General features: G+C 66.6%; 25 protein-coding genes and 2 tRNA genes. 14 read left to right on the plus strand and 13 right to left on the minus strand.

The window, feature by feature from the left end:
- Positions 1-50 precede the first annotated feature (50 nt).
- The 5 genes from HL653_RS01770 to HL653_RS01790 all read left to right on the plus strand — a co-directional run bounded on the left by HL653_RS01770 (position 51) and on the right by HL653_RS01790 (position 3,429).
- Positions 51-1,427 carry a glutamate--cysteine ligase gene (locus HL653_RS01770; protein WP_171742984.1) on the plus strand — a complete coding sequence of 459 codons (1,377 nt, stop codon included), beginning with the start codon at positions 51-53 and terminating at the stop codon, positions 1,425-1,427.
- Positions 1,428-1,615: 188 nt separating this feature from the next.
- On the plus strand, positions 1,616-2,065 hold the full coding sequence (locus HL653_RS01775) for a response regulator transcription factor (protein WP_171742985.1): 450 nt from the start codon (positions 1,616-1,618) through the stop codon (positions 2,063-2,065).
- A gap of 58 nt (positions 2,066-2,123) precedes the next feature.
- On the plus strand, positions 2,124-2,450 hold the full coding sequence (locus HL653_RS01780; protein ID WP_171742986.1) for a hypothetical protein: 327 nt from the start codon (positions 2,124-2,126) through the stop codon (positions 2,448-2,450).
- Positions 2,451-2,504: 54 nt separating this feature from the next.
- Entirely contained in the window at positions 2,505-3,041 is a 537-nt protein-coding gene (locus HL653_RS01785) for a hypothetical protein (RefSeq protein ID WP_171742987.1), read from the plus strand.
- A 106-nt stretch (positions 3,042-3,147) separates the two neighbouring features.
- Positions 3,148-3,429 (plus strand): winged helix DNA-binding protein, encoded by a 282-nt coding sequence (locus HL653_RS01790; protein WP_171742988.1) that lies wholly within the window; start codon positions 3,148-3,150, stop codon positions 3,427-3,429.
- 26 nt (positions 3,430-3,455) lie between these two features.
- Here HL653_RS01790 and HL653_RS01795 read toward each other — a convergent pair.
- Positions 3,456-3,529, minus strand: a tRNA-Gly gene (locus HL653_RS01795).
- Positions 3,530-3,663: 134 nt separating this feature from the next.
- Here HL653_RS01795 and HL653_RS01800 point away from each other — a divergent pair.
- Positions 3,664-3,749: transfer RNA gene (locus tag HL653_RS01800), tRNA-Tyr, on the plus strand.
- 198 nt (positions 3,750-3,947) lie between these two features.
- On the opposite strand, the gene HL653_RS01805 is transcribed toward HL653_RS01800, so the two are convergent.
- Positions 3,948-5,180, minus strand: coding sequence for a RimK family alpha-L-glutamate ligase (locus tag HL653_RS01805; RefSeq protein ID WP_253717452.1), 1,233 nt, complete (start codon positions 5,178-5,180; stop codon positions 3,948-3,950).
- Between the two features lie 11 nt (positions 5,181-5,191).
- Positions 5,192-6,703 (minus strand): pyridoxal-dependent decarboxylase, encoded by a 1,512-nt coding sequence (locus tag HL653_RS01810; protein WP_253717457.1) that lies wholly within the window; start codon positions 6,701-6,703, stop codon positions 5,192-5,194.
- 307 nt (positions 6,704-7,010) lie between these two features.
- Here HL653_RS01810 and HL653_RS01815 point away from each other — a divergent pair, with 307 nt between their 5' ends.
- A complete protein-coding gene (locus tag HL653_RS01815) occupies positions 7,011-7,757 on the plus strand; it encodes an RNA methyltransferase (RefSeq protein WP_171742989.1) in 747 nt (248 codons plus the stop codon).
- Positions 7,758-7,922: 165 nt separating this feature from the next.
- Here HL653_RS01815 and HL653_RS01820 read toward each other — a convergent pair whose 3' ends face one another.
- A complete protein-coding gene (locus tag HL653_RS01820; protein WP_171742990.1) occupies positions 7,923-8,240 on the minus strand; it encodes a 2Fe-2S iron-sulfur cluster-binding protein in 318 nt (105 codons plus the stop codon).
- Positions 8,241-8,314: 74 nt separating this feature from the next.
- Here HL653_RS01820 and HL653_RS01825 point away from each other — a divergent pair, with 74 nt between their 5' ends.
- Positions 8,315-8,959: a DNA-3-methyladenine glycosylase gene (locus tag HL653_RS01825; RefSeq protein ID WP_171742991.1), complete on the plus strand. Its 645-nt coding sequence runs from the start codon at positions 8,315-8,317 to the stop codon at positions 8,957-8,959.
- A gap of 101 nt (positions 8,960-9,060) precedes the next feature.
- On the opposite strand, the gene HL653_RS01830 is transcribed toward HL653_RS01825, so the two are convergent.
- Genes HL653_RS01830 through HL653_RS01840 form a run of 3 tightly spaced genes read right to left on the minus strand, consistent with a single transcriptional unit; the run spans position 9,061 to position 11,605 of the window.
- On the minus strand, positions 9,061-9,852 hold the full coding sequence (locus HL653_RS01830) for an NTP transferase domain-containing protein (protein WP_171742992.1): 792 nt from the start codon (positions 9,850-9,852) through the stop codon (positions 9,061-9,063).
- On the minus strand, positions 9,849-10,916 hold the full coding sequence (locus HL653_RS01835; RefSeq protein WP_171742993.1) for a CDP-alcohol phosphatidyltransferase family protein: 1,068 nt from the start codon (positions 10,914-10,916) through the stop codon (positions 9,849-9,851). The genes HL653_RS01830 and HL653_RS01835 overlap by 4 nt, the downstream gene beginning before the upstream one ends.
- Positions 10,913-11,605: a TetR/AcrR family transcriptional regulator gene (locus HL653_RS01840; protein WP_171742994.1), complete on the minus strand. Its 693-nt coding sequence runs from the start codon at positions 11,603-11,605 to the stop codon at positions 10,913-10,915. The genes HL653_RS01835 and HL653_RS01840 overlap by 4 nt, the downstream gene beginning before the upstream one ends.
- 11 nt (positions 11,606-11,616) lie before the next feature.
- Here HL653_RS01840 and HL653_RS01845 point away from each other — a divergent pair, with 11 nt between their 5' ends.
- The 6 genes from HL653_RS01845 to HL653_RS01870 all read left to right on the plus strand — a co-directional run bounded on the left by HL653_RS01845 (position 11,617) and on the right by HL653_RS01870 (position 18,213).
- The gene (locus tag HL653_RS01845) at positions 11,617-13,053 is read left to right on the plus strand and encodes an efflux transporter outer membrane subunit (protein WP_171742995.1); all 1,437 of its coding nucleotides are present in this window, start codon (positions 11,617-11,619) and stop codon (positions 13,051-13,053) included.
- Positions 13,053-14,264 (plus strand): HlyD family efflux transporter periplasmic adaptor subunit, encoded by a 1,212-nt coding sequence (locus HL653_RS01850; RefSeq protein ID WP_171742996.1) that lies wholly within the window; start codon positions 13,053-13,055, stop codon positions 14,262-14,264. The genes HL653_RS01845 and HL653_RS01850 overlap by 1 nt, the downstream gene beginning before the upstream one ends.
- Before the next feature lie 2 nt (positions 14,265-14,266).
- On the plus strand, positions 14,267-15,799 hold the full coding sequence (locus HL653_RS01855; protein ID WP_171742997.1) for a DHA2 family efflux MFS transporter permease subunit: 1,533 nt from the start codon (positions 14,267-14,269) through the stop codon (positions 15,797-15,799).
- Between the two features lie 196 nt (positions 15,800-15,995).
- Complete coding sequence (locus HL653_RS01860; protein WP_171746722.1) at positions 15,996-16,703, plus strand: sterol desaturase family protein; 708 nt, start codon at positions 15,996-15,998, stop codon at positions 16,701-16,703.
- 14 nt (positions 16,704-16,717) lie between these two features.
- Positions 16,718-17,893 carry an N-acetyltransferase gene (locus tag HL653_RS01865; protein ID WP_171742998.1) on the plus strand — a complete coding sequence of 392 codons (1,176 nt, stop codon included), beginning with the start codon at positions 16,718-16,720 and terminating at the stop codon, positions 17,891-17,893.
- Complete coding sequence (locus HL653_RS01870; protein WP_171742999.1) at positions 17,890-18,213, plus strand: DUF167 domain-containing protein; 324 nt, start codon at positions 17,890-17,892, stop codon at positions 18,211-18,213. Before HL653_RS01865 ends, HL653_RS01870 begins: the two co-directional genes overlap by 4 nt.
- Before the next feature lie 169 nt (positions 18,214-18,382).
- On the opposite strand, the gene HL653_RS01875 is transcribed toward HL653_RS01870, so the two are convergent.
- From HL653_RS01875 to HL653_RS01900, 6 genes are all read right to left on the minus strand, one after another.
- On the minus strand, positions 18,383-19,162 hold the full coding sequence (locus tag HL653_RS01875; protein ID WP_171743000.1) for an exodeoxyribonuclease III: 780 nt from the start codon (positions 19,160-19,162) through the stop codon (positions 18,383-18,385).
- A 44-nt stretch (positions 19,163-19,206) separates the two neighbouring features.
- Positions 19,207-19,395 (minus strand): hypothetical protein, encoded by a 189-nt coding sequence (locus tag HL653_RS01880; protein ID WP_253717459.1) that lies wholly within the window; start codon positions 19,393-19,395, stop codon positions 19,207-19,209.
- 13 nt (positions 19,396-19,408) lie between these two features.
- Positions 19,409-19,741: an iron-sulfur cluster insertion protein ErpA gene (gene erpA, locus HL653_RS01885; protein ID WP_171743001.1), complete on the minus strand. Its 333-nt coding sequence runs from the start codon at positions 19,739-19,741 to the stop codon at positions 19,409-19,411.
- A 75-nt stretch (positions 19,742-19,816) separates the two neighbouring features.
- Positions 19,817-20,530, minus strand: coding sequence for a M23 family metallopeptidase (locus HL653_RS01890; protein WP_171743002.1), 714 nt, complete (start codon positions 20,528-20,530; stop codon positions 19,817-19,819).
- Between the two features lie 98 nt (positions 20,531-20,628).
- Positions 20,629-21,486 carry a ferritin-like domain-containing protein gene (locus tag HL653_RS01895; RefSeq protein ID WP_171743003.1) on the minus strand — a complete coding sequence of 286 codons (858 nt, stop codon included), beginning with the start codon at positions 21,484-21,486 and terminating at the stop codon, positions 20,629-20,631.
- 50 nt (positions 21,487-21,536) lie between these two features.
- Entirely contained in the window at positions 21,537-22,001 is a 465-nt protein-coding gene (locus HL653_RS01900; protein ID WP_171743004.1) for a peroxiredoxin, read from the minus strand.
- Between the last annotated feature and the right edge of the window lies 1 nt (position 22,002).

A 22,002-nucleotide genomic window follows, 5' to 3' on the forward strand; every position in this document is an offset into this window, starting at 1 on the left:
CTCCGCAAGCCGCTAGCGGAACGACCCCGGCGTCGCTATCTGCGCGAGCCATGACGACGCGCGCAGCCGACACGGGCCATGACCCTCTCATCGAAGGGCGCGCCGATCTGATCGGCGTGTTCGCCAGGGGCGAGAAGCCCAAGGCCGACTGGCGGATCGGCACCGAGCATGAGAAATTCGTCTACTGGAACGACGCCACCCACCGCGCGCCTTCCTATGCCGAGAAGGGCGGCATCCACGCCTTGCTGATCGGCATGACCAAGTTCGGCTGGGAGCCGGTCTATGAGGGCGAGAATATCATCGCCCTCTCCGGCCCGGACGGCGCGATCAGTCTGGAGCCCGCCGGCCAATTCGAGCTGTCGGGCGCGCCGCTCGACAACCTGCACGAGACCTGCGCGGAGACGGGCCGCCATCTCGCCCAGGTGAAGGAGATCGGCGAGAAGCTGGGGATCGGCTTCCTCGGCCTTGGCTTCTGGCCGGACAAGACCCGCGCCGAGCTGCCGATCATGCCCAAGGGTCGCTACGACATCATGCTGCGCCACATGCCGCGCGTCGGCCAGCTCGGCCTCGACATGATGCTGCGCACCTGCACCATCCAGACCAACCTCGATTATGCGAGCGAGGCGGACATGGTGAAGAAATTCCGCGTGAGCCTGGCGCTGCAGCCGCTCGCCACCGCGCTCTTCGCCAATTCACCCTTCACCGAGGGCAAGCCCAATGGCTTCCTCTCCTATCGCAGCCACATCTGGACGGACACCGATCCGCACCGCACCGGCATGCTGCCCTTCGTGTTCGAGGACGGCTTCGGCTACGAGCGTTACGCCGATTACATGCTCGACGTGCCGATGTACTTCGTGTTCCGCAACGGCGGCTATATCGACGCGGCCGGCCTTTCGTTTCACGATTTCCTCGATGGCAAGCTCTCCGTCCTGCCGGGCGAGACGCCGCGGATCGAGGATTGGAAGGACCATCTCTCCACCGCCTTCCCCGAAGTGCGCCTGAAGAGCTTCCTCGAAATGCGCGGCGCCGATGGCGGCCCGTGGAACACAATCTGCGCGCTCCCGGCCTTCTGGGTCGGCCTGCTCTACGACGATCAGGCGCTGGATGCCGCGTGGGACGAGGTGAAGCACTGGACGATCGAGGATCACAATCGCATCCGCGAACAGGTGCCCAGGCTCGGCCTCGCGACGAAGGGTCCGCGCGGGCGCACCTTCCAGGAACTGGGTCGGCGAATCCTCGACATCGCCCATGCCGGGCTCGCCGCGCGCGGACGCCTCAACGCCTCCGGCGACAATGAGACGGGCTTCCTCGATCCGCTGCGCGAGATCGTCGCCTCGGGCAAGGAACCGGCGCGTCGGCTGCTGGATCTCTACGAGGGCGAATGGTCAGGAGACCTGTCGCGAATCTATCAGGACATGAGCTTCTAACGCCCGATCCGCACGCGATCCGGCCGGATCGCGTGCGGGGGTTCGCCCGCACGCCGCGATCGTGCCCTGAAAACCGCGCTTTTCGATAATCCACTGTCCGCGCTTGTTTTTCGAAACAATGCATTGCCATTCTGTTCAGCATGAAGTCACCGAAACCGCTGGGGCTGAGCCCCCGAGAAGTCGAGATCATGCATCTCGTCGCGGAGGGAATGGAAACGAAGGAGATCGCGCGCGCGCTGAATATCTCGCCCGCGACGGTCAACAATCAGGTGCAGACCGCCAAGACCAAGATCGGCATCAGCGACCGCTGGGCCGCCGCGCACGCCCTGCGCCGACACCTGGAATCCTCTGATGATCGGCTCACTAATGAGCCGCAAACCCTTTCCAAAATGGGCGAATTCCTGCCTCCTCAGGTCGTCAGCAACCAGGGGGCGCGGCAGCCGGACTCGATAGTCGACACCCTTCCCAAGGAGAATGTCGCCTTCGTCACTTCCGTACGGGATTGGCCGGAGCCGTCCCCCGAACAGGGGAGACGCAACCAACACGACACTTACGAGCGCATCAGCATGCTGCTCGTCCGGACCGTCCTGCTGCTCGCGGCGACGGTCGCCCTGCTGTGGGTCTACGGCAGGCACTGATTTGACGATCCATCAACCCTAGATGACGCGGCGACAGCTTCGCCGCGAAGGAGAAGCCATGTCCTCGTTCATCGCCACCGACATCGCCGTCGCCCGCGCCATCCGCGACGTGGAATCGGCCAGCACCGCCACGCTGCGCAAGTCCGCCCACCTGATCACGATCCTCGTCGACGCGAGCGAAGCCCGCTCGCTCAGCCCGATGCAGGATCAGGATACGCTGGCCCGCGCCGGCCGCCTCGTCACCGAGGCGCTCGCCTTCCGCGCCGAGAGCCTGAATATTCACCGCCAGATGGCCGAAATGGGCCAGCAACTGGGCCTGCCGGTGGTAAGCGTGGGGGACGTGTGTCAGGAATATCTGACCTCGGGCGCGCTCAAGGCTGCCTGATCGTGGGCCGATCGATCCTTGACCGGACGGTCGGCCTCGTGGTCGATCAGGTTCATGTCTCCGCTGCTCCGCTCAGTGCTCGCGCTTTGCACCTTCCTGCTCGTCTGCGCCTATGCGCTGCGGCGGGGCGGCAAGCCCGAGCGCTGGGCGGCGTCCATCCTTCTCGCCGGCATGGTCCTCACCTGGGCGCTGATCCGGCATTCGGCGCAACGCTATCACGCGCCGGAGATCGGCGTCGCGGTGGCGGACGGCCTCACGCTGGTGGCTTTGGTCTGGCTGATGCTGCGCGCCGATCGCTACTGGCCGGGCTGGCTCGCCGCGATGCAGGCGATCGTGGTGCTGTCGCACCTCGCCATGCTGCTCCGCGTGACGGACATACCGGGCTATTACAAGAACACGATCCAGCTCTGGATCTATCCGCAACTCGCGGTGCTGGCGACCGGGGTGCTGCGCCACAGGCTGCGGACCGCGCCCGGCCCGGCGGAACGGACCATCGGCCGCGCGGCCGCTTCATTATGGCGGCGCGCCCGTGACGGCGCGATCGGAACGGCCCTCCGCCGCCTTCACCACGTCCGGCCCGGAACAGACTGACCGCGGGATCGAGCCGCGCGCCCACGGCGAAAACGACGACGGCGCCCCCCGGAGGCCGGGCCGCATCGCCCGCGAGATCCTGGCCTTCCGGCGCAAGCGCGAGACCATGCTGCCCGATCAGCTGTTCGCGGACCCGGCCTGGGACATGCTGCTCTATCTGGTCGTGGCCGAGGAGGAGGGGCGACGCAGCTCCATCTCGCGTCTGTGCCGCGCCGCCGCCGTGCCGACGACGACGGCGCTGCGCTGGATCGGAGTGCTCGAATCGCAGGATCTGGTGCGGCGCACGCCGCATCCCAGCGACGGGCGCATCTTCGTCGTCTCGCTGACCGAAAAGGGCTCGGCCGACATGCACGGGCTGCTCGCCACCTATCGGCTGCGGCCGGCATGAGGAAACGCGATTCGAAGGGACGGGAATGGAGCGGGTAGCGGGAATCGAACCCGCGTATGAAGCTTGGAAGGCTACCGCTCTACCATTGAGCTATACCCGCACCGTGTGCGCTCCCCTGCCATCGGGAGCGCACCTTCGTCAACGTGCGTCGATATGTTTCAAAGATGCAGCCGACACGGGGTTGACGCGCCGCGACCGCTTCGCCAATGAGCCGCCTCCCTACGGGACGCCTCTGGACAGGTGGCCGAGTGGTTAAAGGCAGCAGACTGTAAATCTGCCCGTGCAAGCGTACGCTGGTTCGAATCCAGCCCTGTCCACCATCCTTCCCCATTGCGGGCACGATGCCACCTCTGGCGAGCCACGCTCTCGCGCCGCCGCGCATGTTCAGCATCGTCGAGATGATTCGATACGGCAGGCCCCACCCAGCCTCATTCTTGGCGGAGAATGATCAATCCGGCGCGGAGGTCCGCCCACTGATTTCGCAGCCGATCGGCCATCCGATGCATCTACGATCGGGATCAGGCGGCGTACTCCAGGACCGGCAAACGCCTGGCTTCGGCTGCCGCGACGAAGCCGTCGAACAGCGCCTGCATCGCCGGCTTCTTGTAAGGAAAGACGGTGACGTCATCCATATCGTGGACGACCATCGCGACGTCGAGTTCGAACACCAGCAGGCGGCCGTCAGGAAGTTCCGCGCAATCGATCCCGAAATAATCGAGCCCGATGCGGCGATAGAGCGCCTCGAATGCGGCGCGATGGCGAACGGCAAAATCGTCGTCGAATCTCTCCATCCAGTCCGCTTCTATGGCCCGCTTGCGCGCGTTCTCCATCATCCCGGCATTGAGATAATGGACCATCCAGTGGTCCGAGAGTGCCAGGTGGCTGGGATAGGGCTTGCCATCGATCAACACGATGCGCTGCTTGCTGAACCAGCCCTCCGCCCCCCGATAATCGATGAACGGCGCGGCATAGAAATGCGTGGAGCCCTCGCCGTCCAGGTAACGCGCGATGGCGGCCTCATCGTCCAGCTTGTCCATGCCATGGCCCGCATGCGTGCCGATCGGCCGCACGATGAGCGGAAAAGCGCTTCCCAGCACCTGCATAGCGTCAGCGCCCGCCGCCACGGCCGCAAGCGCATCGCGCGGGAAGCGGCGATTGGCGGGCACGAGGATCGAGGGTTCGTCGTCCAGCAGCGCGCTCACACCGTCGCGCGTCAGGCCGGCAATTAGCGTCGGATCATTGTTCATGATCGGTCCGTCCCAACCGGCCAGCAGCTCCGCCATGCGCGTCAGAACGGGACCATGGTGATTGGCCTCGCCGATCGCGAAGAAGGCGACGTCATGGGCCGGCAGATTGCGGAGATCGGCCGTATCGCCATCGACGAAATGGAGCCACAGGACGGCGTTCGATCCGTTGAGCAGGAAATCCAGCGGCGTATTGGCCATGAAGTCACCGGGCGTGACGAAGGCCAGCAGGCGAATGCCGCTGCCGTCGCCATGCACGATGCAGAAATCCTTTTGTATGCGTGTGGCCTCGTCGAGCAGAGAGCGTGCCTGATCGGCGAAGCTGTGAGCTTGCAGCAGCATCGACATGTCCATCATCGCCGCAGCGTCGCGCGCGTCGACGACGATGCGGTCGGCCAGCGCCTGCAAGTGTCCGGACACATCGATCTCGTTGAATGCCATCGGCAGCACGCGGTGCAGCCCAAGGATCTCGCTCCGTGCGTCGATTGCGGGAATCGCGTCTTGCAAAATCAAGCTCCTCAGGCGCGGGATAAAAGGTCGCCGCCGGCGGCCAGCACAGACTCGACCAGCCGGTCCACATCCGCCTCGGTCGTGCGGTGATTGACGAAGGCGGCGCGGATCGCGGGCTTGCCGCCGATCGTCGTCAGCGAAGGCGCAACCTCCCCAATGGCGTGAAGCCGCTCGACGATCCGCGCGTTGATCGCCCCGTCATCCAAAGCGTCGCGCGATGCATAGCCGAAGCAAACGATGTTCAGTTCCACCGGCGCGAGCAGCACCAGATCCGGCTCATGCGCGATCCGCTCGGCCAGAGAGCGGGCGAGACGACAGCTCGCGGCCATGGCATGGCCCAGCGCGCGCACGCCGTAGGTCTTGAGCGTGAACCACGTCTTGAGCGCCCGGAAACCACGCGAGAGATCGGGCCCGGTATCGCAAGGCCACCATTCGCCAGCCGCAAGCCCTGTTTTGGCGCGCGTCAGATAGGCGGCGGGCGACGCAAACGTTTCGCGCTGCCATGCGCCGTCGCGCACCAGCAGGAAGCCGGCGTCGTAAGGCACCTGCCCCCATTTATGGAAATCGAAGGCGAGGCTGTCGCACAGTTCGATCCCATCGAAGAGCGGCGCGAGTTCGTCGGAAAGAATGCCGAGCGCGCCGAGCGCGCCATCTATATGAAAATGGATCCGATGCTCGGCCGCAATGCGCGCGAGACCTGCCAGATCGTCCACGGCCCCAACGTTCACCGTGCCGGCCGTACCGACGATGAGGAAGGGCCGAAAACCGTCCGCCTCGTCACGAACGATCTGGCGACGCAGCGCCGCGAGATCGATCTGGCCCCGCTCGTTGGTCAGCACCCGCCGGAGATTGTCGCTGCCGATACCGGCCATTTCCATAGCGCGCGGCACGCAGCCATGCACGCCCTCGGAGGCATAGGCGACCAGCTTGTCGCCAGCCCGCACGCCCCCTGTCCGCACACCGCTCCCGCAGACCCGCGTGCGTGCGATCAGCAGCGCGACGAAATTGGCCTGCGAGGTGCCCGTCAGAAAGAGGCCGTCGGCGGTGGAGGGGAAGCCGAATATCTCGCGCATCCAAGCAACGATCTGCTGCTCGACGGCGATCGGCATATGGTCGCGACCGCCCAGATTGGCGTTGAGGCCGCCCGCCAGCATTTCCGCGAGCATGCCCACCGGCGTGCCTCCGCCCTGCACCCAGCCCATGAAGCCCGGATGGATATTGCCGCTGCCATACGGCAGAATCGTCTCGCGGAAGCCGGCATGGACCTCTGCCAGATCGACCGGCTCGATCGGCAATGGCGCGCGCATCGCCGCACGAATATGATCGGGAGCGCACTGCCACACCGGCTGCTGGGCCAGCCCCTCCAGATGATCGAACATGTCGTCGAGCATGCGATGGCCCTGTCGCCGCACCGCGCCCCAATCCTGCGGATCAAGGGTCGCCGATGGCGTGGTCGCCTCGGGGGAGAGCGCTGGAACCGGGCGCGAACGCGCGACCGTCTCGCCTTCGCGATCGAGCACCGACGGAACCCGGCTTTGTAGCGACATCATAGTCCTTCACGTATCCGCACGACAGCGCCTCTTCGTGAGGTTGCGTTTTGCCGTGTCGGCAAACCCGAACCCTGCCTCATCCTAATGCGGCGAAGATGGTTAAGCGGGATTTAAGGGCATAACTTTGCAGTGCGCGGGCGCGTTGGGAGACGTTACGCCCACACCCATCCGCATGTCTTCCGGGGTCGTTCGGCCCGCCATGCATCCACCCGTCGCTATTTTCCGTCGCGACGAGCGGGGCTCGCGCTTGTCACGCGGAGGCGCTAATCGACCCCGCATGCGCCGTGGTCATCGCCCCTCCCAGCCCGTTTCCGGCAAGCCCCGTTTCTGGGGCCGTCATGCCGTCGCTTCCGCTCTCGCCAATCCCGAGCGGACGATTCGCCGCATCTGGGTGACGCGTGAAGCGGCGGCGGCCTTCGGCGGATTTCCCGACCATATCCCGACGAGCTTCGCCGAAGTGACCGATCTCGCGCGGCTGGTTCCCGGCGATGCGCCGCACCAGGGCATCGTGATCGAGGTGGATCCGCTCGACGACATCTGGCTGGCCGACCTGCTGGAGCGCGGCGAGAGCAACCAGCGCCCGCTGATCGTGCTGGATCAGGTGACCGATCCGCACAATGTCGGCGCGGTGCTGCGCTCGGCCGCCGCCTTCGATGCGCTGGGCATCGTCACGCAGGACCGCCACGCCCCGCCGGAAGGCGGCGCGTTGGCCAAGGCCGCCTCGGGCGCGCTGGAATTCGTGCCGTGGGTGCGCGTGGTGAACCTCGCCCGCGCGCTCGACGAGATTGGCGAGGCGGGCTTCTGGCGGATCGGGCTGACGGGCGCCGGCAAGCGCACCTTCAACGACGCGATCGGCACGGCGCGCGTGGCCGTGGTGCTGGGCGCCGAGGGCGAGGGCATGCGCCAGAATACCGAGGCGCATTGCGACGAACTCGCGCGGCTGCCGATCAGCCCGCGCGTGGAAAGCCTCAACATCTCGAACGCCGCCGCCATCGCGCTCTACGCGCTGGCGACGCGGGGCTAACCTTCGACCATTCTCCCTTTATCCGTTCGTGCTGGGCGAAGTCGAAGCACGGGCTTCACGCGCGGCGCTTGCGGCACGTTCTTCGACTTCGCTCAGAACGAACGGATCCTGGGCGTTTCGAAATAAAGGGGGGCTTGAGCCTGCGGGCCAAACCCCACCCCTTCCTCAATCCTCTTCGGCGATCCGGATCGCCAGACCGTCCACCGCCGCGCTGAAGGGCACCTGGCAGGACAGGCGCGAGGTTTCGTCGCGCGTGTCGGAGCTGTCGAGCAGATCGCTCTCATCCTCGCTCATCGGCGGCAGGCGATCGGCGAAGGCCGGATCGACATGGATGTGGCAGGTGGCGCAGGAGCAGCAGCCGCCGCACAGAGCGAGCAGTTCGTCGATCCCGGCGTCGCGGATGACCTCCATCACCGACAGGCCGTCCTCGCCCTCGATCTCCTGCGTGCTTCCATCGCGCAGGGTGACGATCAGCTTGGGCATTTGCGGGCTCCGGACTAGGTAGGATGCGGGCGCTCCTATGGCGCGGACTAACATGATGCAAGCAGGGGCGCGGGATGGGACTGAGCGAAGGCGACCTGCGGCGCGGGCTGGATGCGCTGGCGAAGGTGGAACCCGCCTTCGCGGCGGGGCTCGCCTTGCACGGCTATCCCGCCCCCCGCACCGGCGTGCGCGGCCATGTCGCCTTGCTGCGGACGATCGTGGGCCAGCAGGTGTCGACCGCTTCGGCCAATGCCATTTACGGGCGGCTGGAGGCGCTGATCGGGCCGACGATGGACGTGGCTGTGATCGTCGCCACGCCGGACGAATCGATGCGCGCGGTGGGCCTGTCGCGCCAGAAGATCTCCTACGTGAAGAGCCTCGCCGAGTTGATCGCGAACGGCGAGCTGGATCTGGCGCACCTGCCCGAGGATGACGAGGAGGCGATCGCGCAGCTGACCCGGATCAAGGGCATCGGCCGCTGGTCGGCGGAAATCTATCTGCTGTTCGCGGAGGGTCGGCCGGACGTGTGGCCGGCGGGCGACCTCGCCGTGCAGATCGAGATCGGCCACCTGCTGGGCCATGACGCGCGCCCGGCCGAGAAGCTGGTGCGGAGCCTGTCCGGCCCCTGGAGCCCGCATCGCGGCGCACTCGCCATCTTCGCCTGGCACCATTACGGGCGCCGCCTTTCCGCCAAGGGTGCCGACAAGGCGCCGATCTGAGCTACGCGGGCGAACGACATCTTGCCCGCCCTTGCGAGCGAGGCGACGCACTCCGGATTCCCGCGTCGGGAAAGGATGCGTCGCTCGCAGAGGTGATCCGGTCAGTGCACCTCGCGTGCGGCGAGGATCGCCTCGGCCAGTTCGTGATCGCTGACCTTGTCCACGTCGATCCCGGCTTCCGCGAAGGGCAGAGCCACGGGCCTGGCCGTCATGCCGAACTTGCGGCCCACGGCCAGCATCGCCGCATCCAGCGTGATCGTGCGCGTGATCGCGCGCACGGCCAGCCAGGGGCCGAAATGGGAGATCAGCTTGATCGCCTTCTTGCGATCGCGCTCCACCTCGCTCCAGAGTTTCAGCGCCACCTGCGCGCGATCCGATTGCAGCGCGAACAGATTGGCGCCCGACCAGGCCTCGCCCGCGAATTTCAGCCAGGTGCGGCGATTGTCGGGATAGGCGGCCAGAAGCGTACGCCGACCGACCACGCCGACCGCGACATCCGCATCGCCGGCACCCGCGATCATCGCCTCGATCATCGGCACGGTGAGCAGGGGATGATCGGCGGTCGTCACCAGCACCGGCCAGGGCGCGGCGGCCGTACCCGCCACGGCGGCGACGCTGGTGGCGATGCCGCTGTCCGAATGGACCGTGCCGATGCGCGGCTCCTCCGCCATCCACGCGCAATCGCCGTCGAACAGGAATTCGGGCGTCTGCGCCATCACGACCACGCGGCCGATGGCCGGGGCCGCCAGCAGCGTCTTCGCGACGCGGCTCAGCATCGCCTCGCCGCCCACCTTCACCTTGGCCTTGCGGCTTTCGCCGAGCGCATGGGCGAGAGGATCGATGCCGGGCCGCTGACCGGCGAGCAGGATCGCGGTCCAGCTCGCCTCGCTCATTCGAGCCAGCTCTTCACCGGGCGCCCACGCGCGCGATCAAACATGGCCTGCGCCAGCTGCACGAGATGGACGACGAGCGAGATCACTGTCCACCACGCCACCGCCAGCAGCCCCCAGTCGGGCCGGCCGATGGCGAGCAGGGCGGTGAGGATCACCATGTTCGGATTGCGCCGCGCGGTGATCAGGCGGAACCAGCTGTCGAAGCGACGCCAAACATGGATGTGGATGCCGAACAGAGCGATGAACGCGCCCTCGATCAGCCGCTGGATCACATAGCCGCCCATGATCGCCACCATGCTCAGCCAGAAATCCGTCTCCGATAGCGGGCGGCCATAGGCGATCAGCCCGACGCCCCAGCCATACCACCAGAAGGGCGGATGGACGAGATCCATGCCATGATCGAACACATTGCCCCAGGCGGACGAGGTGATCGTGCAGCGCGCGAGCTTTCCGTCGACCGTATCGAGGATCATCATGAACAGGCCGGCGGCGAGGCCGGGCCAGTAATCGCCGGTGAAGAAGCACCAGGTGGCGATCACGCAGAAGACCGCGCTGATCGTGGTCACCTGATTGGGCGTGATCCCGAAGCGCGCGGCGATGCGCGTCATGTGGAACGCCCATTCGGGCCACATATATTTGGTGAGGATATCGGTGACGCCCTTGTAGGCGCCCCAATAGCTCGCCCGCTCGATCAGGCCGACCGTGGCGGGGGTGAGCCGCTCCATGAAGGGACGCTCGCGCTTGCGGAGCGTCTGATTCTCGACCTCGGTCGTCTCCTGCGGGATCGCCTCCAGCCGGGCGGGATCGGGGCGGCCCGGCGTGACGTGCGCGATCACCGGCACGCCATCGCGCGTAATCGCCGTGCCGGGCCGCGCGGCCGCATATTTCAGCCACAGAGGATCGAACACATACGCGAGATCGACGATCAGCGCCTCGCCTCCCCCGGCGCTTTCGGCCAGCGCGAAGCCCTGCGCCGCGGCGATGCGGCGCAGTCTCTCCCGTGTGGTCATGCCCCAGATCAGCGTATCGGTGTCGCCGGCAGGAACCAGCGGCGGCAATGTCATTCGGTCGTGCCCCAAATTCGCAGGAAGCCCTCCACCGCCAGATCCACATCCGCTTCCGGGGTGGAACTCGGTCCACCCGCGCGATGCCAGATCATGTCGGAGAAGCAGCCCGCCTGGCACAAGGACAAAAACTGCCGCGCCGCAACCTCCGAATCCCCCTGCCGCAAATGTCCGGCCGCCATTTCGCTGGCGATATAGATGGCCAGCCGGGCGCGCGTCCGCTTGGGGCCGCTTTCATAGAAGACCCGAGTCATCTCCGGAAAGCGATGCCCCTCGGCCGCGAGCAGGCGCTTCAAGCCGAGCGACTCGGGCGACAATATCTTGGCGACGAAAACGCGGCCGAAGCGTCGGAGCGCCGCCTCCGTGCCGCCGCCGATCAGCAGCGCCTCATCCAATGCGCCCGCGAAATCGCCGACGAGCTTGTCGACGAACGCCTGAAACAGATCCTCCTTCGAGGGGAAATGACTCCACAGGGTCGTCTTGGAGCCGCCGCATTGCGCCGCTATCCGGGACATGGACGTTGCCGCGAACCCATGTTCGAGGAACGCACGTTTGGCGATCTCGATAATGGCTTCGCGACGGCACTCCTTCCGTTCGTCGCGTTTGGTCCTGGCAATCGGCTCGCTCATAACAATACTATATAGTACACTTTCTTGTTGACAACCCGCCCGACCGGGAGCAGGCGCCAAAACCGTACTCTATGGTATCACAACTCTCCCCCTGGCGTGCCGCTGCCGCCCTCCTCGCCACGACGCCGCTGCTTGCGGCGTGCGTTCCCAATGTCGGGCCTGCGCCCCAGCCGCGCTCGGCCGGTTCGCTCGCCAGCGCACAGGCGGTCCCCGCCTCGACCGGCCAGTGGCCGGGCGAGGGCTGGTGGCAGGCCTATGGCGATCCGCAACTGGATGCGCTGATCCGCGAAGGTCTGGCGGGATCGCCGGACATCGCGACGGCGGCCGCGCGTGTCGCCCGCGCCGAGGGCATGGCCCAGGCGGCCGGTGCCGCGCTCGGGCCGAACCTGACGGCCAATGGCCGCGCCGGCGGCACCAAGCAGAGCTACAATAACGGCATCCCCGCCGAATTTGTGCCCAAGGGCTGGAATTCGACCGGGGATCTGTCGCTGGGGCTCGGCTGGGATCTCGACCTGTTCGGCCGCAACCGCGCCACCCGCCGCGCCGCTCTGGACGAGCGCGACGCGGTGCGGATCGACGCGACGGCCGCGCGGCTCACGCTCGCCGCCTCGATCGCCAGCGCCTATGCCGATCTCTATCGCCTCTATGCCGAGCGCGACGTGACGGAGCAGGCCTCGCGCATCCGCACGGACAGCGCGAAGCTGGTCGCCGATCGCGTCGCCAACGGTCTCGATACCGAGGGCGAGCGCGCGCAGGCCGATTCGCAGGTGCCCGCAACCCGCGCCGACATCGCCGTGTTGGACACGTCGATCGAGCTGGTCCGCCATCAGATCGCGGCGCTCGTCGGCGCCGGGCCGGATCGCGGCCTGACGATCGCGCGGCCGCAACTGGCCGGGCTCGGCATGGCGGCTTTGCCCGCCAATATCGGCATCGATCTGGTCGGCCGTCGCCCCGATGTCGTCGCCGCCCGGCTACGCGTGGAAGCGTCGAACCAGCGGGTGAAGGCGGCCAAGGCGGCCTTCTATCCGGACGTGAGCATCTCGGCGCTGATCGGCTTCCAGTCGCTCGGCCTGTCGAACCTGCTCAAGCAGAACAGCTATTATGGCAACGCGGCCCCGGCCGTGTCGCTGCCGGTATTCGATTCCGGCCAGCGCGCGGGCGATTATCGCTCGCAGCGGGGCGATTATGACGCGGCCGTCGCCGATTATGATCGCACCTTGCTGACGGCGCTGCGCGAAGTGGCCGATGCGGTGAGCAACCGCGCCGGCCTGCAGCGCGAGGATACGGATGCGCGCACCGCGCTCGCCCGCAGCGAGACCGCCTACAAGATCGCCCGTCTGCGCTATGAAGGCGGGCTCTCCACCTATCTGTCGGTGCTCACCGCCGAGGATGCCGTGGTCGCGGCCCGTCGCCGCGTCGCGGATCTTCAGGCACGCGCCTACACGATCGACATTGCATTGATCCGCTCGCTCGGCGGCGGCTTCGCCAGCGAACAAGGAAAAGGCTGATGGCCGAAGATAATCCCAAGATCGACGCGTCCGAAATTCCGCCCGAAGTGAAGCGGCAGGAAGAAGCGTCCAAGCCCGCCGCGCCCGCGAAGCCGGAGCAGAGCCAGCCCGATCCGGCCGAGCAGAAGGCCAAGCGCAAGCGCCTGCTGACCATTCTCGGCATCGTCGTCGGCGTGATCGCCGTGATCCTGCTCCTCTATCATTTCCTGATCGGCGTGCGTCACGTCTCGACCGACAACGCCTATGTCGGCGTCGATTCCGCGCAGATCACGCCGCTGGTCGCGGGCCAGGTGGCCGAAGTGCGCGTGTCGAACACGCAGTTCGTCCATCGCGGCGACATTCTTCTCGTGATCGATCCGGCCGATGCGCGCATCGCCGCCGATCGCGCCGCCGCCGATCTCGCCCAGACGCGCCGCCAGCTGACGCAGACCCGCTCGACCGGCAGCTCGCTCTCCGCCGAAGTGACGGCGCGCGACGCCGATATCGAGCGCGCCCGCGCCGAGCGCGTTTCCGCGCAGGCAGATTTCGCCAAGGCCCAGACCGATCTCTCCCGCCGCGAGAAGCTGGCCGGGGCGGGCGCCGTCTCGGGCGACGAACTGACGACCGCACGCAACGCCTTCGCCACCGCCCAGGCCCGTTTGCTCGTCTCGGGCGCGGCCATCAATCAGGCGCTCGCCAACAAGAAGGCCGCGCTGCAGCGTCTGGCCGCCAACGAAGCGCTGACCGAGGGCCCGACCGAAGAGAATCCGGACGTCGCCTCCGCCCGCGCCCGCTATGACGCGGCCAAGCTGGACCTGAGCCGCACCGTGATCCGCGCGCCGATGAGCGGCATCGTCGCCCAGCGCAACGTGCAGGTGGGCCAGCGCGTGGCGCCCGGTACGGCGGTGATGATGGTCGTCCCCTCCGCCTCGATGTATGTCGATGCGAACTTCAAGGAAGGCCAGCTGAAGAAGGTCCGCGTGGGCCAGCCGGCCACGCTGAGCGCCGACATCTATGGCGGCAGCGTGGACTATCACGGCAAGGTCATCGGCTTGGCCGGCGGCACCGGCTCCGCCTTCGCGCTGATCCCGGCGCAGAATGCCACCGGCAACTGGATCAAGGTGGTGCAGCGCCTGCCCGTCCGCATCGCGCTCGACCCCAAGGAACTGGCCGATCACCCCCTGCGCGTCGGCCTGTCCATGGACGTCGACATCGACGTTTCGGAGCACTGAGCATGGCAAGTGCGGCGGCCACCGCGCCGCAGGCCAGGCCGGCGGTGAACCCCTGGCTGGTGGGCGTGATCCTCGCGCTCTCCAACTTCATGGTGGTGCTCGATATCTCGATCGCCAACGTGTCCGTGCCGCATATCGCGGGCAGCCTCGCCATCTCGCCCGATCAGGGTACGTGGGTAATCACCTCCTATTCGGTGGCGGAGGCGATCTGCGTGCCGCTCACCGGCTGGCTCGTCGCCCGCTTCGGCACGGTCCGCACCTATCTCGTCGCGATGACGGGCTTCGGCATCTTCTCGGTGCTGTGCGGCCTGTCGACGACGCTGGGCATGCTCGTCGCCTGCCGCATCGGCCAGGGCATTTGCGGCGGCCCGATCATGCCGCTCACCCAGACTTTGCTGATGGCGGTGTTCCCGCCGGAGAAGCGCGGCCAGGGCATGGGCCTGTGGGCGATGACCACCGTGGTCGCGCCGATCGCGGGCCCTTTGCTGGGCGGTCCGATCAGCGACAACTGGTCGTGGCACTGGATCTTCTTCATCAACATCCCGATCGCGATCATCTGCGTCGGCGGGTCCTTCATCAACCTGAAGAGTTTCGAGACGCCGACGCGCGCCGCGCCGATCGACAAGGGCGGGATGATCCTGCTCGTCATCTGGGTCGGCGCGCTGCAGATCATGCTCGATATCGGCCGCGACCATGACTGGTTCTCGTCCGATCTGATCAAGGTGCTCGCCGTGGTCGCGGCGATCGGCTTCGTCGCCTTCGTCATCTGGGAGATGACCGAGGAGCAACCGGCGGTGAACCTGCGCGTGTTCCGGCACAGGGGCTTCACCATGTCGGTGATCTCCCTCTCGCTCACCTACGCGATCTTCTTTTCGGCGATCGTGGTGACGCCGCAGTGGCTGCAGGGGGCGATGGGCTATACCGCCACCTGGTCCGGCTTCGTCGTGGCGTGGCAGGGGCTGTTCGCGGTGATCATGTCGCCCATTGTCGGCAAGCTGGTCGCCAAGACCGATCCACGACGGATCTACACGATCGGCGTGCTGTGGATGGGCGTGACGATGCTGATCCGCTCGCACTGGTCGACCGATGTGGATTATTTCCACCTGATGCTGCCGCATCTGCTGCTGGGCATCGGCATGCCGATGTTCTTCGTGCCCGTCACGATGATCGCGCTGGCCGCCGTCGATCCGCATGAGGTGCCGGGGGCGGCCGGCCTCCAGAATTTCGCGCGCACGCTTTCGGGCGCGTTCGGAACGTCGATCGCGACGACCTTGTGGCAGAATGGCGCGGAGGCGCAGCGGTCCGAACTGACCAACATCCTCCAGCCCGGCCTCTATCAGGATCAGCTCGCCCAAGCCGGCTTCGTCGGCGAACGCGCGCGCGGCCTGCTGGAGCAGCTGGTGATGAGCCAGGGCTTCGCGCTGTCGCTGGTCCATATCTTCCAGGGCGCGGCCGTGCTGCTGTTCATCAGCTCCACGCTCGTGTGGTTCGCACCCCGCCCGCGTGCCGCCCCGCCGCCGGGGAGCGCCCACTGATCGACGGGGATGCGGCGCCGAAATCGGTACTCCGGCGCCGCATCCCTGTCGCAAAAGCGCCTTATTGCGCGAGCAGAGGCATTGACCATATCGCGTCGACCGCCTTTGCGGCGACCAAGTCTTTCAGAGTGGATCGATCGTGGCGAACAATGCCCTCAAGCCCAGTTTCTGGCGTCGGGAACATCATCTGGACCGCATGAACATGCGCCAGCTGGTCGTGGCTTTCTTCCAGTATCCGGCGATCATCGCCTACATCCTCATCGCGATCGTGGCGGCCGTCGTGTCCGGCCTGTATCCCACCTCCGCGCTGCAGACGATCGCGGCGGTCGCCAGCTCGATCCTGCTCTATCCGCTCGTCTGGTACGCGCTCCACCGCTGGGTGCTGCATAGCCAGTGGATGTACAAGGTGCCGTTCCTCGCCTCCACCTGGAAGCGCATCCATTACGATCATCATCAGGACCCGAACCACCTGGAGATCCTGTTCGGCGCGCTGCACACGACGCTGCCGACGATCTTCCTCGCCTCGGCGCCCGTCGGCTGGCTGATCGGCGGCCTCGGCGGCGCGGCGGCCGCCTTCTCCTCCGGCCTGCTGATGACCTGCTTCTACGAATTCTGCCACTGCATCCAGCATCTGGCCTACACGCCGAAGCATCCCGCGCTGGTGATGATGAAGCAACGCCATATGGCGCACCATTTCCATGACGAAACCGGCAATTTCGGCATCACCAACTTCTTCTGGGATCGCCTGTTCGGCACGATGTACGCCAAGGTGAGCGAGCGGAAGAAGAGCCCGACCGTGTTCAACCTGGGCTACACGCCCGAGGTCGCCAAGCGCTGGCCGAAGGTTGCCGAGCTGTCGGGCGGCGTCGCCACCGGTCATCCCTCCACCCGCATCAAGCACTGAGGCCCCACTCCTATATGGCCACATCGAGCGCGACGACGATCCGCCCGGTCGTCACCAAGGCGGACCGCAAGGCGTTCGTGAACCTGCCCTTCCGCCTCTATGCGGAAGATCCGGCGTGGGTGCCGCCGCTCAAGGATGAGTCGATGGGGCTCATCACGCCGGGCAAGAATCCGTTCTTCGAGCATGCCGAGGCCCAGTTGTTCCTGGCGGAGCGCGGCGGCGAGATCGTCGGACGTATCTCCGCCTCGATCGATCATGCCTGGACGCCGATGCCCGCCGACAAGGGCGGCGGCGCCGACAGCGGCAATTGGGGCTATCTGGATGCCGAGGATCAGGAAACGGCCCGCCTGCTGATCGCGCGCGCCGAGGACTGGCTGCGCGAGAAGGGCGTGAAGCGCTCGATCGGCCCGATCTCGATGTCGATCTGGGAAGAGCCGGGCCTGCTCATCCGAGGCCACGATCAGTCGCCGACCGTGATGATGGGCCATGACGACAAGCGCTACGAAGCGTGGGTCGAGGCCGCCGGCTATGCCAAGGTGAAGGATCTCCACACCTGGGAGCTGGACATCACCCGGCAATTCCCGCCGCTGATCCAGCGCATCATCCAGTCCGGCGAGAAGAATCCGCGCATCCGGATCCGCAAGGTCGACAAGTCGAAATTCGCCGAGGAAGCGGCGATCATCCTCGCCATCCTCAACGATGCGTGGAGCGACAATTGGGGCTTCGTGCCCTTCACCGCGAGCGAGATCGCGTTCGCCGGCAAGAAGATGAAGCCGATCATCTTCAACGATCTGGTCCGCGTGGCCGAGCTGGACGGCGAGCCCGTCGCCTTCATGATGACCTGGCCGAACCTGAACGAGCTTCAGGCGGACCTGAATGGCGAGCTGTTCCCGTTCGGCTTCATCAAATTGCTGTGGCGCCTGAACGGCGGCTTCTCCGGCAAGCCCAAGGTCAACACGATGCGCGTGCCGCTGATGGGCGTGGTGAAGCGGCTGCAGGCGAGCCGCATGGCCAGCCAGCTCGCTTTCATGATGATCGAATATATCCGCCGCGATTCGGTGGCTTATTATGGCTCCACGCGCGGTGAGATCGGCTGGATCCTCGAGGACAATCAGGGGATGAACTCGATCGCCGAAGCGATCGACTGCACGATCAACAAGACCTACCGGATCTACGAAAAGACGCTGTGACGGCCCTGCCCTGGGCCGAGGACGGCGCCGGTCTCCGGCTCGCCGTCCGCGTCACGCCGAAGGCCTCGCGCGGCGCCGTGGCCGGGATCATCGCCGATGCGGATGGGCGCCCCCTGCTGTCGATCCGGATCGCGGCGCCTCCTGTGGACGGGGCGGCCAATGCGGGATTGATCCGCTTCCTCGCCAAGCAATTGCGGCTGCGGGCCAGCGACATCACGATCGCCTCGGGCGAAACGGGCCGGGTGAAGATGGTCCGCCTTGCGGGCGATCGCGAAACGCTGGCCGAAAGGCTCACCGCCTTGGCGAACGGCACGGGATAGGGACTGTGCCCCCCACCCCGTTCGTGCTGAGCGAAGCCGAAACACGGGCTTCACGCGGCGTCCCTGCGGCACGTTCTTCGACTTCGCTCAGAACGAACGGAGTGGGGGGAGATCCGAAAGATCTGCGGGTCGATCTCTGAGGTGGGGCGTATCCCGCGCAACCCAGGCCCTACCGCAGCACCGCCCACACCGGTGCGTGATCGCTCGCCTTTTCCTTGCCTCGCGTGTCGCGATCGACGCCCGCATCCGCCAGCCGGTCGGCCGCCGCCGGGCTGAGCAGCAGATGATCGATGCGGAAGCCGGCATCGCGCGCCCAGGCGTTCATCGTATAATCCCAGAAGGTATAGACGGGCCCGCGCGGATGGATCGCGCGGATCGCATCCGTCCAGCCGGCATGGATCAGGCGGCGGAAGGCGGCGCGGCTTTCGGGCTGGGAGAGCGCATCGTCCGCCATGCGGCGCGCATCCCAGATATCGTCCTTGTGATCGGTCGGGATCACGTTCCAGTCGCCCGCCAGCACCACCGGCTGTTCGCTGGCGAACAGGGTCTGCGCGCGCTCCAGCAGCGCTTCGAACCAGGCCAGCTTATAGTCGAACTTGGGGCCGGGCTGCGGATTGCCGTTCGGCAGATAGAGGCCGCCCACGATCACGCCGCCCACCGCCGCCTCGATATAGCGGCTGTGGCTGGGATCGGGATCGTTCGGCAAGCCGCGCTGCGTCTCGACCAGATCCAGCCCCTCGCGCGCGAGAATGGCGACACCGTTCCAGCTCTTCTGGCCATGCCAGATCGCGCTGTAGCCGGCCGCGCGGATCTCCATTTCCGGAAAGCGTTCGTCGGGTGCCTTCAATTCCTGCAGGCAGGCGACGTCCGGCTTGGTCTCCTCCAGCCATTCGAGGAGGCGCGGCAGGCGTGCGCCGATGCCGTTGATGTTGAACGTGGCGATCTTCATGGGAGCCGCATAGCGCAGCGACGCGCCCGGCGTCTCTGCCCGATTCAGTGCTGCGCGTTCTGCAGCGGCAGATCGAACTTCACCGTGTCCGTCGGCACCGGCGTGAGCAGCAGCAGCAGCCCGGCGAACAGACCGAGCCCGCCCCACACGAAGCTGCGGCGGCGCAGATCGGCGATGCCGCGCGCGATCGCGAAGATCCCGCAGATCAGGAAAACGAAGGTCCAGCTGTGCACGATGGTCGCGCGATCAGACCGAGAAGCTGGTTCCGCAGCCGCAGCCCGAGGCGGCATTGGGGTTGGTCACCTGGAACGAGGCGCCGCCCAGCGACTTCACGAAATCCACGGCGCTGCCCCGCACCAGATCGAGGCTGACCGGATCGACGACGAGGCGAACGCCATCGCGCTCCGCCACCTCATCCTCGCTCTCCACCGTGTCGGCGAGACCGAATTTATACTGGAAGCCCGCGCAGCCGCCGCCTTCGACGGACAGGCGCAGGATGGCCGGCTTGCCCTGCTTGGTCGCGATCGTCGCGACCCGCTCGGCAGCGGAAGAGGTCAGGTCGATCGCAGTCTCGCTCATGGGCGCAAGATAGGAAGCGCGAAGATGGGCGACAAGCTCCGCCCCGGACGTCACCATATACCGAAATCACCCAATTCAATCGACGTCGTCGGGGCCGCCCGTCGCGATGTCGCTCGAACGCTGCTGCATCGCGACGACATAGTCGCCCGCCTGCAGGAAGGGCACCGGATTCACGGCGTGGCCGTCGATGCGGACTTCATAATGGAGGTGCGGGCCGGTCGAGCGGCCGGTGGAACCCACCAGAGCGATCAGATCGCCGCGATGGACGAGCTGGCCCGAGTGGACGAGAATGCGCGAAAGGTGGCCGAAGCGGGTCTGCACGCCCTTGCCGTGCGCGACTTCGACCAGATTGCCGTAGCCGTTCGACCATTCGGCCTTGTCGACGATGCCGTCGGCGGTGGCATAGACGGCGGTGCCCTGCGGCGCCGCCAGATCGATGCCCGCATGCATCGCCGCCGCGTGGCGGAACGGATCGGAGCGGACGCCGTAGCCGGAGGTGAAGGTGGCGGCGTTGATCGGCTTGGCGGAGGGGACCGCGATCACGCCCTGGCCGATCGCGTCCTGCTTCTTCCAGCCCATGAACATCGCGTGGAACGCATCGTCGCCACCCGAGACGGCGGCGGCATCGTCGATGGAGTCGAGCGCGGCCTCGTCGGTGACGTCGCCGATCTTGTCGCCAACCTGCGGTGCGGCGGTATCCGCGAAAGCGGGCGCGGCGGCGGTCATCAGACCGAAGGCGACAAGGAGAGTGGAGAACGAACGGAAGCCGGTCTTCAAACGTGCGGTCATGCGATCCCCAACGGAGGCTTAGCCCGCGTGAGAGCCCCCGCTCCCGCACGGTCAGGTTAAGCTGCCGTTCTGGAGATGCCCCTCCCGCAACGACGCATTCAGGTCTGTGCGCTTGGTTCCGGGACCGCAAGCGACGCGTAGAATTCCGGCGTCAGACCGGCAGAAGCACGCGCCGAATCGTTGAACGGAGGCTTCAGCGCACCGCCGAAGTAGCGACCGACCAGCGCGCGCCACTGTTCGGCCGGCGTCACGCCCGAATCCCGTGCGGATGACTCGAACCATTTCATGCCCGTGGCGACGTGATTGATCTCGTCGGAATAGATACGCGCGAGAATCCGCGAAGAAATGCCGTCGCCGGCCGCATCCAGCCGCACGATCATCTGCGGCGTCACGTCCAGTCCACGCGCTTCCAGCACCAGCGGGACGACGGCCAGCCGCGCGGCGGCATCGTGCGCGGTCGCCTCGGCCGCCTCCCACAGGCCGTCATGCGCGGGCAGGTCGCCATAGGCGGCACCAAGCTGGCGCAAACGGCGCTGGATCAAGGCGAAATGCATCGCCTCCTCGGCCGCGACCTTCATCCAGTCGTCGGCGAAGGCGCGCGGGAACTGCCCGCCGAAGCGGCCGACCAGATCCACCGCCAGATCGATCGCGACATATTCGATATGCGCGATGGCATGGAGCAGAGCGATACGATGGGCGATGCTGCCGCCCTTGCGCCGCTTGGGCATGCGCGCGGGTGGCAGCAATTCGGGTCGCTCGCCCCGCGCGGGCCGATCGGGCATCGCCACGTCGAATTCGTGCGCCAGCCGCCCCAGCCGCCACTCGCGCGCGACGGCGCGGGCGGCCATCACCTTGGCGTAGGGATCGCCCGTCATCAGAACGGAGCGGCAGGCGCTCCCCAAAGATCCTCCCCGGCACGGGGAGGGGGCTTCGCGGCTGTGACATGTCCCCGGCATGTCACGTCCCGCCGCTACGCCCCCCTCCCCGCTCCGGGGAGGATCGAGGGTCAAAGCGCCTTCACCGCGGCCAGCACCGCATCGACATGGCCCGGCACCTTCACCTTGCGCCAGATCTTCGCGATCGTGCCGTCGGCCGCGATCAGGAAGGTGGCGCGATCGATGCCCATATATTTGCGGCCGTAGAGGCTTTTCTCGATCCACGCGCCGAACGCCTCGCACACCGATCCGTCGGGATCGGTCGCCAGCGGCACCGTCAGCGCGTGCTTGGCGGTGAATTTCGCATGATCCTTGGGGCTGTTCTTGGAGACGCCCAGCACGCCTGCGCCCGCCGCCTCGAACGCCGCCAGCTGCGCCGAGAAATCGATCGCCTCGCGCGTGCAGCCGCTCGTATCGTCCTTGGGATAGAAATAGAGGACCAGCGCCTTGTCGCCGCGCAGCGCCGCGAGCGGCTGCGCGCTGCCATCGGCCGCCTGCAGCGTGACGTTCGGGGCCTGATCGCCTTCGTTCAGCATG

This window comes from Sphingomonas sp. AP4-R1, from assembly GCF_013113735.1.
In the GTDB taxonomy this organism is placed as follows: domain Bacteria; phylum Pseudomonadota; class Alphaproteobacteria; order Sphingomonadales; family Sphingomonadaceae; genus Sphingomonas_I.